Source organism: Streptomyces daqingensis (genome assembly GCF_014645895.1).
In the GTDB taxonomy this organism is placed as follows: domain Bacteria; phylum Actinomycetota; class Actinomycetes; order Streptomycetales; family Streptomycetaceae; genus Streptomyces; species Streptomyces daqingensis.
The window spans coordinates 122,555-135,856 of record NZ_BMMP01000003.1 but is presented as its reverse complement, the minus strand read 5'-3'; the positions used below and the strand labels follow the sequence as shown (position 1 = coordinate 135,856).

Genomic DNA, 13,302 nt, shown 5'->3' with positions numbered 1-13,302 from the left:
CACTTTCCATCTCACGGAAAAAAGGGGGTCGGGAATGACAGGGTCGCCTTCATCCCGCCTCGGCGGCGGGGGCTTCTGGTCCTCGACCCGAGCCCGGTACCTGATGCCGATCGCGTTCGTCACCTACTCGCTCGCCTACCTCGACAGGTCGAACTACGCGATCGCGTCGGCAGGCGGCATGGCCGAGGAGCTGAATCTCTCGGCGGGCACGGACTCGCTCATCGCCGCGTCCTTCTTCCTCGGCTACTTCTTCTTCCAGATCCCGGGCACGATCTACGCCGAGCAGCGCAGCATCCGGCGTCTGGTCGCCGGATCGACGATCGCCTGGGGCGTCCTCGCCACGGCGCAGGGCATGCTCAGCAGCCCGGAGCAGCTCATCCCCGTGCGCTTCGCGCTCGGCGTGGTCGAGGGAGCGGTGCTTCCCTCGCTGGTGGTGCTGCTGAGCCGCTGGTTCACCAAGGGCGAGCGCGGCCGCGCCAACTCCCTGCTGATCCTGGGCAATCCGATCACCGTGATGTGGCTGTCGGTGCTCTCCGGATGGCTGATCGAGGTGTCGGACTGGCGGATGATGTTCATCGTCGAGGGTGTCCCCTCGATCGTGTGGGGGCTCGTCTGCCTCCGGGTCATCAAGGACCGCCCCGGAGAGGCCCGTTGGCTGCCCCAGGCCGAGCACGACAAGCTCAAGGCCGACCTCGCCGCCGAGCAGCGCGCCGCCGTGGCCGCCCCCGGTTCGGCCCTCACGGCGGCCGACGTCGGCCGGACGGGCGAGCCCGCCGCCGCGAGCGGCACGCAGGCCGGCGCGACCACCGCCGACGCCCCGCGCGCGACCAAGAGCGACTACGCGAGGGTGCTGCGCTCCCGGCCCGTCGTCGTCCTCGCCACGCAGTACTTCTTCTGGTCGTTCGGCATGTACGGCTTCGTCTTCTGGCTGCCCTCGATCGTCAAGCAGGGCTCCGGCGAGGGCATCGGTACGACCGGGCTGCTCTCGGCGATCCCGTACGCCTTCGCCGTCGTCGCGATGATGCTCAACTCCCGTGTCTCCGACCGCAGCATGCGCCGCCGCGTCGCCGTGTGGCCGTGGCTGGGCGCGGGCGCCGTGGCGCTGTACGCCTCGTACCTGTCCGGTTCGAACTTCCCGCTGGCCATGACGCTCCTCGTGGTCGCCGGACTGTGCATGTACGCGCCCTACGGCCCGTACTTCGCGCTCGTCTCCGAACTCGCCCCCGCCGGAGTGGCCGGCGCCGCAGTCGCTGCGGTCAACTCCTTCGGCGCGCTGGGCTCGTTCGCGGGCACCTACCTCGTGGGATGGGTGCGGGGCACGGAGCTCGGCGACGCCGGGGCCTTCGGGTTCATGGCGGGCTGCACGCTGCTCTCCGCGGCGCTGATGTTCGGCGTGAGGGAGCCGCGGCCCGCCGTCGCCGCCGGTACGGTGAGCGTCGACCGGACCGCGACCGCCACCGGCGGTAAGCGCGACTGACCTTGCCGCGCACGACCATCGAAGGAGCACCGACGGTGACCGCACCGCCCGGCGACGACATGCTGAGCCGGGGTCTGCGCCTGCTGACCGTACTGGCCGACAACCCGCCGGGGCTCGGCGTCAGCGCCGCCGCGCGCATCGCCGGGCTGCCGGTCAGCAGTGCGCACCGACTCCTCGGGCGCCTCGCCGCCGAACGGTTCGTCGCCTACGACGAGGACACCCGGCGGTACGCGCTCGGCGTACGGGTACTGGAGTTCTCCCGCGGCTTCCAGCGCTCCCCCGCCGGGTACTCGGCCGCCGCCGACCCGCTGCGCCGGCTCGCCGCGCGTACCGGGCTGCCGGCGATCGCGGGCATCCTCGACGGCGACGAGGTGCTGCTGGTGCTGAGCGTGCAGGGCAGCCAGCATCTGCAGCTCCGCAGCGCCGAGGGCACCCGCAACCCGTGGCATGCCACGTCGATGGGCCGGGCGCTCGTATCGACGCTGCCGGCCCCGGAGTTCGAGGCGCTCCTCGCCGGAGACCTGCCCGCCACCACCTCGCGCACCCTGACCGACCCCGGGGCGCTGCGCGAGGAGGTGGCGCGCGTACAGACGCGCGGCTGGGCCGAGGTGGACGAGGAGAACGAGATCGGCGTCCGCTCCGTCGCCGCCGCCGTGCCGTACGCCGACGGCTCCCGCAGACCGCGGCTGGCCGTCTCGCTCGGCGCCGCCGTCGTCCTCACCTCGCGAGAGGAACTGCACGCCTGCGTACCGGCGTTGCTGGCCTGCGCCGAGGAGATCGCCTCCCTGACGGCCTGAGTCCCGCCACGGCATCTCCCGTCCGTCGCGAGCGCCCCGCCACTCCTTCGCGTGATCGTCCGCCGTCCCGGATCGATCACGGCCCGCGAGGGTAGTGAGGGGATGCGACCGGGAAGCGAGTGGCCGGGGAGGGCCGCGGGGGAGGAAGAACTGTGCGTACGGGCATCAAGACCCTGACCTTCGTCGTCGGCACGGGGCGCAGCGGCTCGACGGCGCTGTCACGGGTGCTCCGGCTCCATCCGGACGTCCTCAGCCTCAACGAGCTGTACGCGTGCGTCGACGGCCCTCCGGCGCTGAGCCACGAGCCGTTGACGGGACGGGACTTCTGGCGGTGCCTCACCGAGCCGATGGAGGTCTTCGACCGCATGATCCGCAGCGGTACGCCGCTGCCGGAGTTCCTCTACAACCGCCACCCGGAGTGGCGCTACTCCCCGGAGACGACGGGCATCCCGGCCGTCAGCATGATGGCGCTGCCGCACCTCACCGACGACCCCGACGCGCTCCTCGACGCGCTGGAACCCGAGGTGACGGCCTGGCCCGAACGTCCCGCGCCCCAGCAGTGGGAGGCGTTCTTCGGGGCGCTCGCCTCCCGGGCCGGAGGGCGGGAGGCGGCGGTCGAACGCTCCGGCTACTCGCTGCACCGCGTGGAGCTGCTGCACAGCCTCTTCCCCCACGCCCGCTTCGTGCACCTCTTCCGGGACGGTCCCGACTGCGCTCTGTCCATGAGCCGCCACAACGGCTACCGCATGATCGCGCTGCTGCGGGAGATCCACCGCCGTACCGGCGCAGGCCGGGACGAGCCGCTCGGCAAGCCGACGGAGGAGCAGCTCAAGCAACTGCCCGAAGACTTGCGGCAGTTGCTCAAGTCGGAATTCGACCCCGCGCTCGTACTCGACCGCACGATGCCCGTACCGGAGTTCGGCACGCTCTGGTCGGAGCTGATCCGCGAAGGACTCGGGCAGCTCGCCGCCGTCCCGCAGGAACAGCGCACGACCCTCAGCTACGAGAGGCTGCTGGACGCGCCTCGCCAGGAGCTGGCGAGGCTGGCGGACTTCATCGGCGTGCAGCCGTTCGCGGAATGGCTCCAGGAGGGCGAGGAGCTCTTCGACGGCGCCGGCAGGCGGGGTTCCGCGCTGCGGCTGCCCGCAGGCGAACTGGCCGAGCTGCGCGAGAACTGTGCGCCGGGAGAGGAGGCGTTGGGCGTCCTGCCCCGGACGGCACCCTGAACTCCGCGCTGCGGCGGGCACGTTCACGGGGGCCGGCACGCGACCTGGCGTCATCGAAGGGCGGTAGGCGACGGGGACCGCACCCCGGCCGTCGGAGACCGCTCCCGCTGCCAGGAGTGCACGGGGGTGCCCGGCACCGCGTCCATTCCCCCGTCTCCGCCCCGGCCCGGGACCCGCTCGACGGGTCCGCAGATCTCGCATCGTCCGCGCTCCCGGCACGGGCCGCCGCGCGCGACCGGCGGAACCCTCAGTTTCCGCGCACCGCCCCCGGGTACCTGCGCCGTGCATTCGCACTGTGCCCGGGTCCGTCACTCGTACGGGCCGCGGGACGGCCCACCGCCGGCTGAGGAGGAGCTCCATGGCTGAGAAGGACCAGTCCGGGAAGAACGACAGCGGGAACGCCGCGGACCCCGCGGACCGCGGGCCGGGCGCCCACTCCGGGCGCGAGGAGCAGGCCCGGCCGCACGTGGTTCCCGGCGTCGCCAGCGGCTCCGAGGGTTACTCCACCGGCGGCACCGGCGCGGGCGACCCGCTGCAGGGCGTCCGGGCGGAGGGCGACGGCGAGAAGGAGGCCGAGGACCGGGCACGGGAGGCAGAGGCCGGCGGCGGCAGCGGAGCCGGACGACGCCCCGGCCGCCGGGACGATTCGGAGGCCGGGGAAGAGAGCTGAGCCCGAGGGGCCGGCCCCGGGGAGGGACTGGCCCCCAGCGGACGGGCTGACCGGTGACGGGCCTGTACGGCTAGGGGCCCCACCCGCGGGTCCAGCCGGAACCCCGCCGGAGACCGCGCCGGACTCTGGGCGGATGTGCCCCTCCACCCGCGCGGCGTCACCGCATGCCTCGTGACTCCGGGGGCGTGGAGCGGCGCCGGGACCGACGCGTAAGCTGCTGAAGGCGGGCCGGGCCGCGGCGTACCGGCCGCCCGCGCCGCAGGTCACCACGTTGCCGGTCACCGCACAGCAGGTCACCGCTTCGCGAACGGGGCGTGCAGAGCGCCGCGTATCAGCACCAGTTCGTACCGGGGGGTTCGAGGCGGCCGCCCGGGTCCGGCAGGAGCAGAGTGAAAGCACACGACCCGGCCTCCGGCCGGCAGCGAGGCGCGGGCCGCTACAGACCGCTCGCCGCTGTGCTCGCCGCGATGGGCGTGGCGCTGACCGGCACGCGGATATCGGTCATCGCCCTGCCGTGGTTCGTGCTCGTCACGACCGGAAGCGCCACGCAGACGGGCCTGGTGGCCTTCTGCGAGATGGCCCCGTACGTCGCCGTCAAAGCCTTCGCCGGACCGCTGGTGGACCGGACGGGCCCCCGCGTCATCTCCTGGACCACGGACGTGGTCAGCGCCGCGGCCGCCGTCGCGATCCCGCTCCTCCACAGCCTCGACAGGCTCGGCTTCTGGCTGCTGCTGCCCCTCGTCGCCCTGATCGGAGCCGCCAGGGGCCCCGGCGATCTCGCGAAGGAGATCCTGATCCCGGAGGCGGCCGAGCGCGCACACGTGCCGCTGGAGCGGGCGACGGGGCTCTCCGGCGTCACCGAACGGCTGGCCTCGACGGTCGGCCCGGCGGCCGGGGGCTCCCTCGTGGCGCTGCTGGGCCCCATGGCGGGGCTCGTCCTCATCGGGGCGTGCTTCGCGACGGGGTCGGCCGTCATCGCGCTGGCGCTCCCCCGCGGCATGGGGGTGGCGTCCGGAGCGCGCGACGACGGCCGGGAGCCCGGCTACTGGACGCGCTTCGGGCAGGGTTTCCGCTTCCTGCGCGGCGAACCCCTGCTGCTCACCGTCATCGTCATGGTCGGCATCACCAACCTGCTGGACGCGGCGTTCGCGACCGTGCTGATGCCGGTCTGGGCGAAGGAGTCGGGGCAGGGGCCGAGCGCGATCGGGCTCAGCAGCAGCGTCATGGGTATCGGAGCGGTCGGCGGAAGCCTGATCGCGGCGGCTGTCGCCCACCGCCTTCGGCGCCGTCCGGTCTTCTTCGCCGGTTTCCTGCTCGCGGGTGCGCCGAGGTTCCTCGTCCTCGCGGCGGACGTGCCGATGTGGACGGTGCTGACGGTGTTCGCCGTGGCGGGGTTCGGCGCCGGCTTCCTCAACCCCATACTCGCGGCGCTCACCTTCGAGCGGGTGCCGCGGCCGCTGCTCGGCCGCGTCAACGCGCTGGGTGACTCGGTCGCCTGGAGCGGCATACCGCTCGGCGGGATGGCGGCCGGAGCGGCGGTGGCAGCTTTCGGGCTCCTCCCCGCCCTGCTGACCGCGGGTGCCGCGTACTTCCTGACCACCAGCCTCGCCGGACTGCGCCCCGAATGGCGGCAGATGGAGCGGTTGCGCGCCAAGTCCGTGCCGCAGCAATCCACTTCACCCGGCGAGGCGCAACCCACCATGGCCGCCGGCCCGCCGGGACACGGTGCGCCCGGGCCTTCACGTCTGCCCGGCGGACCCTCCGGCGACGCTCCGCCGGGCTCGGACGACGGCGGCTCGGCCGCGTCATCCGGGCGCACGGTCGACTGAACCGCCGGATACCCGTGAACACCCCGAAGCCGGTGGGACGTTGCCCGTAGGGCGCGTGAACGGGCGGCACGGACACCGTGACGAGCCGTCGCCGGAACGATCCCAGCCGGTCTCCGAAGGCGAAGACCCGTGCGCCGACCGGGAGTTCAGCCGCCTTCGGCAGACGGCCGACGACGGGCCCTGACCCTCCACACGACGAGCGTGCCGAGCGCCAGGGCCGCCGCCCCCGTCGTCACGATCCAGACAGGCACGTCTCCCCAGGTCAGGATGCGGGAGTGGTACACGACAGTCCGGTACTCGGCGTCCGAGTGGGCGCGACGCAGTTCGTGGTCCCCGCTGATCCGGCCCGGCACCGGGAAGTCCTGCTCGTACACGGTCAGGAAGGGGTCGCCGTCCGCGGTGTCCCCGCCTCCCGGCCGGGCGAACGCGCGGACCTCGTCCGCCGGCTTCTCGACCCGCCCGGCGAACCGCACTTGCGGTGCCTCGCCGCCGATCGCGCTGCTCGGGCGCATCCGGTGCGGAGCCAGCACGTACAGCCGGAGGTTCTGCGGCTGCTTCGCCGCGCGGGAGAGCCGCATCGGGTAGACGAACCGCTCGGACTCGAACGTGAGGTGCAGCGGCTGCAACGTGCCGCCGAGCACCCTCCTCCGCTCGTCGTCGCCCGGGGCCAGGCGGACCGCCACGTACTCCCATCGGAGGTCGACGTACGGTTTCAGCTCGCGGTGCAGACGCTTCGGCAGAGCGAACCCATTGTCGTCCAGCCAGTCCTTCAGCGCGTCCGGGTCGGTGGCCTTGAGACTGGCGACGTCGAACGGGCCGAGCCTTTCCCTGCCGACGACGTCCACGCCTCCGCCCCGCGCGCCCCCGCCCGGTGCGTAGGCACCGTCCACGTCGTCGTACGGCCAGTCCCCGGAACGCGGCCAGAAGTAGTGCCGGTCACGGTGCTCGGGCGCTGCCAGCCGCGCCAGCTCCAGGAACAGCCGCGAGCTGCCGAGCCGGACGTCCGCCCTGTTGGGCACCGGCATGATCCACGCCGCCTCTTCGGCGTCGCCGCTGACGTCGAGGCTCATCAGGATCCGCTCGGTACGCCCGTCCCAGCTCACTGCCGAGGCCTCGTGGTCGACCGCGATGCGCGAGGGGTCCCGCGCGATCATCCCGCCGCATCCGCACGCGTACGCGGGCCATGCCAGCGCGACGAGTTGCGCCGCCAGCAGCATCACGACCACCGCCAGCGCACGGCTGGCCCTGCTCCCCCGGTTTCTCTTCACAAGGGCCGGGACGACCGTCCGGGGCGGACGGTTCCTGCCCCCGGCCGTCAACTGCCCCTCCGTCGCGCCGGTCCGGTGCCCGGCCGCCGGCAGGGGCGAGGGGCCTCCCGCGTCCCCCGAGCGGGACTGGTGCACGCTGCGGACGGGCGGTATGGGATCATCCGCGCGGGGCCCGACATCTCAGGACGCTTCGGCCGGCCGCCCGCCTTCTCCGCGCACACCGCCGCCAGTTGACGCGTACCGGCCCGCGTACCGGCCCGACCTCGGAGGTCACGTTGTTCTCAGTACCCCTGCGTGACGGCGGCGCGCGGCTGAGGCCGCTGGAGCCCCGTCACGCCGCCGAGTTCCTGGCGCACATCGACCGTGGGCGCGAGTTCATCGGGCGGTACGTCGGACTCCCCGACGTCGTCGAGGACTTGGAGTCCGCCCGTGTCTTCCTGAAGTCGTATGCCGAGAAGGCGGCGGCCGACACCGGCCGGATCTACGGCATCTGGACGGACGAAGGGCTCGTCGGCGGCGTCCTCTTCCGGACGATGGACGTCGGGCAGGGCACAGCCGAGGCGGGCTGCTGGCTGGAGCCCGCGGCGGTGGGGCGGGGCCTGGTGACCGAGGCGGTCGGCGTCATCGTCGACTGGGCCGTCGAGGAGCGGGGCATCCACCGCGTGGAGTGGGTGGTGTCCGCCGGGAACGAGGCCAGCATCGCGGTGGCGCGCCGGCTCGGAATGACGAAGGAGGGCGTGCTGCGGGAGAGTTACCTGCGCCGGGGTGAGCGGCACGACATCGAGGTCTGGTCGGTGCTCGCCCCCGAGTGGCGGGCGGCCCGGCGCGAACGCCGGTAGGCACCCGTGCGGGGGCGGTACGGGTCGCCCCGTACCGCCCCCGCCGGGGATCGGCTCAGCCGTCCGCCTTGATCTTCGCGAATTCCGGGGCGTCCTCAACGAGTCCGCTTGCCTGATGGAAGCGCCGCGCCGTCTCGTACGGTCCGCGCTCGACCGACGGCGACTCCGGCATCTCCTTCCGGAGGATCGGCACCAGCGCGTCCAGCGCCTTCGCGTCGGTGTCCTTGAGGTACTTCTCCAGCAGCTCCCGCACCTTGTCCGGGTCGCCCTGCACGTCGGCCTGGGCGCGCTTCATCGCGCTCTGGAAGCCCTCGGCCTCCTTGGCCTTCTTCTTCAGCAGCTTCTGCGTGGAGAAGACGACGCCGTGCAACGCGCCCTTCATGTCCGGCACATGGCCCGCGGCCGGGGATATCAGGATGCGGCCGGCACCGTCGGCCTCGGCCTGCTGCCCGATCGGCTGGAAGAACGAAAGCGCGTCCACGCGGCCCGACTTGAGCGCTCCGAGAGCCGAAGTCGCAGCGCTGCCGAGGTTGACGAGCGTGGCGTCGGTCTTCGCCTTCTTGCCTATGCCGTCGAAGAGATGCCCGATCAGGGCCTCCGTGCCGCTGCCCGGACCCGTGATGCCGATCTTCTTGCCGACGAGCGCCTTGGTGCGCTCCTCCAGCGGGGCGCCGGCGTCCGGCCCGTCGAACGACTTCCCCACGACGATGTCCACGTAGTACTCGGTGACGAGGCTGGAGAGCACCCGGGCGCTCGGATCGTTCTGGGCGAGGTTGAACGCGTCGGTGAGCACCCCCGCCCCCAGGTCGATGGAGCCGGACTTGAGGGCGGCGGCCACCTTCGCCCCGGTGCCCAGCCGCGGCCTGTCGCCGAGCTTGATGCCCTCGTCCTTGAAGTAGCCCTTCTCCTCCGCGATGAACAGCGGGAAGAACGCCACGGAGTTGCTGATCTGGCCGATGTTGAGCGTGCCGGCCTTCGTGGTGGAGCCGTGCTCGGCACAGCCGGCGGCCAGTGGCGAGAGGAGGAGGGGGGCCGCCGCGAACGACTTCAGCAGCGCCCTGCGCTCGATGTGAGAGTTCATGTCTGCAGCTCCAGTCGCTGGGTTCGCAGCGGATCAAGGATCGGGGGCCGACAGCCGGGGCGGCGGTCAGCCTCGTGCTTCGACCGGCTTCCACCGGTTGACCCGGCGGCCGATGAGGCCGACGAGGACGTTCAGGACGGCGGCGATGACGCTCAGCACGACCAGCGTCGCGAAGACCCCGGCGGTGTCGAACTGCGCGGCGGCGTCGTTGATGAGGTAGCCCAGGCCCTGGTTGGAGGCGACCAGTTCCCCGATCACCGCACCGATCAGCGCGTAGGGGATCGCCACCTTCAGGCCCGTGAGGACTCCCGTCATCGAGGAGGGGAGCACGACCTTGAGCGCGATGTCCTTGCGGCTCCCGCCCATCAGCCGCACCGCGTCGACGAGCCCCCGGTCCACCTCCCGCACCCCGGCGGCGGTGTTGAGGAAGACGAGGAAGAAGACGGTCGCGGCGGCGAGCAGCACCTTCATGTGCATGCCGATTCCGAACCACACGATGAACAGCGGGGCCAGAGCCACCTTCGGAATCGAGTACAGCGCCATCATGAACGGGTCGATGACCCGGTACGCCAGTTGCAGGGACGCCAGGACGAAGCCCACGACGGCGCCCGCCACCGCTCCCAGCAGGAAGCCGTAGACGATCTCCTGGATGGTCACCAGGCTGTGCGTCCACAGAGTGCCGTCCGCGGACCACTCCCCGAGACGTCCGGCGATGGCGCTGGGTTTGCTGGTGAAGGTGATGTCGAAGAGGCTGCCCGCCGTCATCTGCCAGCCGGCCAGCAGCACCGTGACGAGCAGCAGACGCAGCGCCCACACGGTCGTCGTGCGTCCGTGCCGCTGCCACCAGGTCCGCTCGACGGGGATGCGGACGGGGCCGCCCGCGGAGGTCTGCCGCCCCGGGCTCACGAGCTGTTCCGTCATGACGAGCCCTCCTTGAGCGCGGCGGCCATCGCCGTGTGCAGTTCGACGAAGGCGGGGTCGACGCGCAGGGTGTCCAGGGTGCGGGGCCGCTCCAGGCCGACCTCGCGGTCGGCGACGACGCGGCCGAGCTGCCCGAGCACCACGATGCGGTCGCCCAGCAGCAGGGCTTCCTCGATGTCGTGCGTCACGAACACCACCGTCTGGCCGCTGCCCTGCCACAGCCGCAGCAGTTCCTCCTGCAGTTCGGTGCGCAGCTGCGCGTCGAGCGCGCCGAACGGTTCGTCCATCAGCAGCGTCCGCGGCGTGCCGGCGAGCATGCGGGCCAGGCTGGCGCGGCGCCGCATACCGCCGGAGAGTTCACGCGGATAGTGCTTCTCGAATCCCTTGAGGCCGACGCGTTCCAGCAGTTCGGCGGCCGTGCCGCGGCGCTCCTCCGCGCGCACGCCGCGGATCTCCAGCGGCATCTCGACGTTGCGCTGCACGTCCCGCCACGGCATGAGCGTGTCGGACTGCGTGAGGTAGCCGATGTCGATGTCCGGGCCGCTGAGCTTCCTGCCGCGGTACGTCACCGCGCCGTCGGACGGCTCGGTGAGCCCGGCGAGAAGGTTGAGCATCGTCGACTTGCCGCAGCCGCTGCGTCCGAGGACGGTGACGAAGCTGCCCTCCTCGACGGTCAGGGAGAACTCCCGCAGGGCGACGATCGCCTGGTCGTCCTTGGCGAACTGCTTCGTGAGCCGCTCCGCCGCGAGCACACCTGTCATGAGGGCCCTCCCTCGTCGGCCGCCCGCAGCCCGTAGGCGTCGTAGCTGAACTCGCCGGCCGCCCAGCGCTCGCGCAGACCGTCCTCCTTGGCGATGCGCTGCCGCACTGCCAGCACGGTCTCCTCCACGTCGGAGGACGCCACCGCGGTGACGCCGTCGTCGTCGAGCACCACGACGTCCCCCGGCGCGACGGTCGTGCCGCCTATCTCCACCGGCACGTTCACGCTGCCCCGCTCGCTCTTCGTGGCGCCACGGGCCCGGCGCCAGCGCGTCCACGTCCCGTAGCCGAGCCGCGCCAGGTCGGCGCTGTCCCGGACCGCCGCGTTCACCAGCACGGCAGCGGCTCCACAGGCGGCGGCCTGGGTGGCGAGAAGGTCGCCGAAGAGGGCCACCGGTTCCGGCTCGGGCATCGTCAGCACCAGCACCTCGCCGGGCCGTACGTGCGGCATCAGCTCGTGGACCGCGCGGTTGTCGCCCTGCCCGCAGTAGGCGATGCGGGCGGGTCCGGCCGTGCGCCATCCCGGGGTGAGAGGCGTCCAGTCGGCGTCGAGCAGGCCGCGGCGCCCGTACGCCTCGTAGACCGTCGCCACTCCGGCGTCGGCGAGTTCGGCGAGCGCGGCCTCGGAGCACGGCGTCCCCGTGCCCGGGGCGCTCACAGCCCACCGACCACGTGGGGCAGCAGCCGCTGGAAGGCTTCCGCCTGGCGGATCTCCTGATTGCCGGTGACCTTGCGCGCGTGATTGCCGCGCTGGTCGGCCCGTTGCGCGTAGTACTCCTGGAGGTACTGCTGAGCAGCCATGCAGCTCATGGCGTCGACCTTACGTTTGAATACGGGCGTTATATCCACGTAGACGGTGGGTGTGAAACCGCACAGCTCGGGCTGGTGCGGCTCGAAGACCAGGAACTCCGAGGGCGGCGCCGTACGGAAGCCGCTGGCGACCCCCGCCCCCGAGGTCAGCAGCCGGGCCCGGGCGACGGCCTGGTGCGCCACCGGGTGGTCGGGGTTGAAGGGGTCCTTCTCCGGGTGGGTGAGCACGACGTGCGGGGCGAAGTCGCGCATGAGCTCCGCCAGCCGCTCGACGTCCTGCGGGGTCACGTTCAGCGGGTAGTCGCCGAGATCGAACGCCCGGAAACCGGCCCCGACGGCGGCGGCGGCCTTGGACGCCTCCTCGTGCCGGATGCGCTTGACGTTCTCCTCGGTCTGGCCCTCCTGCTTCCAGAGCACCCCGGACTCGCCGCGCTCCCCGTAGGACAGGGCGACGACCAGGGCCTCGCCGCCCGCCGCAGTGTGGGCGGCGACGGCACCCGCGGCCCGCCAGACGAAGTCGGCGCTGTGCGCGCCGACGACAAGCATGCGTCGCTCAGTCATTCGGTGTCGGCCTTCCGGTGTGCGGCGGGAGCGTCGGGCAGCGCCTCGGCGCCGACGAGCCAGCGGCTGTTGTGCACGGTCATAATGCGCACTTCGCCGTCGTCGAAGCCTTCGGCGAGCAGGCGGTCCGCGCACAGGGCGAGACCGTCCTCGACCGGCGGATTGAAGGGCTGACCGAGGTCGCTGGAGATCACGGAGTTCTCGGGGCCGGCCTCCCGGACGGCCCGGAACCACACGTCCCACTCGACCTTGCCGGTGTAGGGCGTGGTGAAGCACCGCTCCAGCAGTGCGCCGCGCGCGGCGAGCTGCTGCTGGCGCTCGACGGCGACGCGCTGCGAGGTGAACTCCGGATGTGTGACGACGATCCGCTCGACGCCTTCGTCCGCGGCGGCGTCGACGACCGCGGCGATCTCGTCCGCGTGCAGATGGCCTGTGGCCAGGACCATGTCGTGCCGGGCGATCAGACGGAAGACCTGCCGGGCGGCGTCTACGACAGTGCCGTCCGGCGCCACGACCTCCACGGGCTCGGCGGCCATGCCGTCCGCGCGCAGATCGTCCTGGAGCTTCGCCCACATGGGAGGCGTCGCCCCCTCGGGCTCGGAGGCCCGGCACTGGCGCTGGTTGGCGCTGTCGACCGTGGGGAGCCAGACGAACTTCGCTCCGCCGCGCCCGGCGATCTCGACGGCGACGGGGTTGAGCCCTCCGACCGAGGCGTTGAGCGTGATGGCTCCCAGCGCGGAGGCGCCCGGCGCGGCTCTGCGCACGACTTCCGCGCGCTCCGCGGTCGGGGCGTAGTGCGACTTGAGGACGAAGCCGGCCAGACCGACTGCCGCGAACCGCTCGGCGAGCGTGACGTCGTCGATGCGACGGCGCATCACGTCCGGTGCCACGTGGATGTGCACGTCGTACGCGCCTTTGACGAGCTCCCTCGCGTGGTTCGACGGCTGGGGGTGATCGGCCATGTCTCTCCTTAGCGATCCTTTGCAGCCATAATCTCCGTGCAGATTGTCAACAATCTTGGCTACAGCAGTCAAGGGGTCGGTCGAAACCGGACGGAAGGGAGC

At 72.2% G+C, this 13,302-nt stretch carries 13 protein-coding genes; 6 read left to right on the top strand and 7 right to left on the bottom strand.

The features are described 5' to 3' along the window. The first annotated feature begins 34 nt into the window (after positions 1–34). The 5 genes from IEY56_RS05590 to IEY56_RS05570 all read left to right on the top strand — a co-directional run bounded on the left by IEY56_RS05590 (position 35) and on the right by IEY56_RS05570 (position 5,999). Complete coding sequence (locus tag IEY56_RS05590; protein WP_189035959.1) at positions 35–1,477, top strand: MFS transporter; 1,443 nt, start codon at positions 35–37, stop codon at positions 1,475–1,477. A gap of 35 nt (positions 1,478–1,512) precedes the next feature. Further along, positions 1,513–2,274 carry an IclR family transcriptional regulator gene (locus IEY56_RS05585; RefSeq protein WP_229711639.1) on the top strand — a complete coding sequence of 254 codons (762 nt, stop codon included), beginning with the start codon at positions 1,513–1,515 and terminating at the stop codon, positions 2,272–2,274. A 152-nt stretch (positions 2,275–2,426) separates the two neighbouring features. Then, the gene (locus tag IEY56_RS05580; RefSeq protein WP_229711638.1) at positions 2,427–3,500 is read left to right on the top strand and encodes a sulfotransferase family protein; all 1,074 of its coding nucleotides are present in this window, start codon (positions 2,427–2,429) and stop codon (positions 3,498–3,500) included. A 358-nt stretch (positions 3,501–3,858) separates the two neighbouring features. After that, a complete protein-coding gene (locus tag IEY56_RS05575; RefSeq protein WP_189035958.1) occupies positions 3,859–4,170 on the top strand; it encodes a hypothetical protein in 312 nt (103 codons plus the stop codon). Positions 4,171–4,559: 389 nt separating this feature from the next. After that, positions 4,560–5,999, top strand: coding sequence for an MFS transporter (locus IEY56_RS05570; RefSeq protein WP_229711637.1), 1,440 nt, complete (start codon positions 4,560–4,562; stop codon positions 5,997–5,999). Between the two features lie 146 nt (positions 6,000–6,145). On the opposite strand, the gene IEY56_RS05565 is transcribed toward IEY56_RS05570, so the two are convergent. Continuing rightward, positions 6,146–7,267: a DUF2330 domain-containing protein gene (locus IEY56_RS05565; RefSeq protein ID WP_229711636.1), complete on the bottom strand. Its 1,122-nt coding sequence runs from the start codon at positions 7,265–7,267 to the stop codon at positions 6,146–6,148. Positions 7,268–7,542: 275 nt separating this feature from the next. On the opposite strand from IEY56_RS05565, the gene IEY56_RS05560 reads away from it, so the two are divergent. Then, complete coding sequence (locus IEY56_RS05560; protein ID WP_189035957.1) at positions 7,543–8,106, top strand: GNAT family N-acetyltransferase; 564 nt, start codon at positions 7,543–7,545, stop codon at positions 8,104–8,106. Between the two features lie 55 nt (positions 8,107–8,161). Here IEY56_RS05560 and IEY56_RS05555 read toward each other — a convergent pair whose 3' ends face one another. The 6 genes from IEY56_RS05555 to IEY56_RS05530 form a co-directional block, all read right to left on the bottom strand. Then, positions 8,162–9,187: an ABC transporter substrate-binding protein gene (locus IEY56_RS05555; protein WP_189035956.1), complete on the bottom strand. Its 1,026-nt coding sequence runs from the start codon at positions 9,185–9,187 to the stop codon at positions 8,162–8,164. Between the two features lie 66 nt (positions 9,188–9,253). Next, positions 9,254–10,108 carry an ABC transporter permease gene (locus IEY56_RS05550; RefSeq protein ID WP_189035955.1) on the bottom strand — a complete coding sequence of 285 codons (855 nt, stop codon included), beginning with the start codon at positions 10,106–10,108 and terminating at the stop codon, positions 9,254–9,256. Next, positions 10,105–10,869: an ABC transporter ATP-binding protein gene (locus tag IEY56_RS05545; RefSeq protein WP_189035954.1), complete on the bottom strand. Its 765-nt coding sequence runs from the start codon at positions 10,867–10,869 to the stop codon at positions 10,105–10,107. The genes IEY56_RS05550 and IEY56_RS05545 overlap by 4 nt, the downstream gene beginning before the upstream one ends. After that, on the bottom strand, positions 10,866–11,525 hold the full coding sequence (locus IEY56_RS05540; RefSeq protein ID WP_189035953.1) for an RraA family protein: 660 nt from the start codon (positions 11,523–11,525) through the stop codon (positions 10,866–10,868). Before IEY56_RS05540 ends, IEY56_RS05545 begins: the two co-directional genes overlap by 4 nt. After that, complete coding sequence (locus IEY56_RS05535) at positions 11,522–12,238, bottom strand: PIG-L deacetylase family protein (RefSeq protein ID WP_189035952.1); 717 nt, start codon at positions 12,236–12,238, stop codon at positions 11,522–11,524. Before IEY56_RS05535 ends, IEY56_RS05540 begins: the two co-directional genes overlap by 4 nt. Continuing rightward, positions 12,235–13,200 (bottom strand): DUF6282 family protein, encoded by a 966-nt coding sequence (locus tag IEY56_RS05530; RefSeq protein WP_189035951.1) that lies wholly within the window; start codon positions 13,198–13,200, stop codon positions 12,235–12,237. Before IEY56_RS05530 ends, IEY56_RS05535 begins: the two co-directional genes overlap by 4 nt. Positions 13,201–13,302: the final 102 nt, after the last annotated feature.

Excerpts from the sequence above, each read along its gene's own strand:
- IEY56_RS05555 (WP_189035956.1), bottom strand. The coding sequence starts at position 9,187 with ATGAACTCTCACATCGAGCGCAGGGCGCTGCTGAAGTCGTTCGCGGCG.
- IEY56_RS05535 (WP_189035952.1), bottom strand. The coding sequence starts at position 12,238 with ATGACTGAGCGACGCATGCTTGTCGTCGGCGCGCACAGCGCCGACTTC.
- IEY56_RS05575 (WP_189035958.1), top strand. The coding sequence starts at position 3,859 with ATGGCTGAGAAGGACCAGTCCGGGAAGAACGACAGCGGGAACGCCGCG.
- IEY56_RS05550 (WP_189035955.1), bottom strand. The coding sequence starts at position 10,108 with ATGACGGAACAGCTCGTGAGCCCGGGGCGGCAGACCTCCGCGGGCGGC.
- IEY56_RS05530 (WP_189035951.1), bottom strand. The coding sequence starts at position 13,200 with ATGGCCGATCACCCCCAGCCGTCGAACCACGCGAGGGAGCTCGTCAAA.
- IEY56_RS05590 (WP_189035959.1), top strand. The coding sequence starts at position 35 with ATGACAGGGTCGCCTTCATCCCGCCTCGGCGGCGGGGGCTTCTGGTCC.
- IEY56_RS05545 (WP_189035954.1), bottom strand. The coding sequence starts at position 10,869 with ATGACAGGTGTGCTCGCGGCGGAGCGGCTCACGAAGCAGTTCGCCAAG.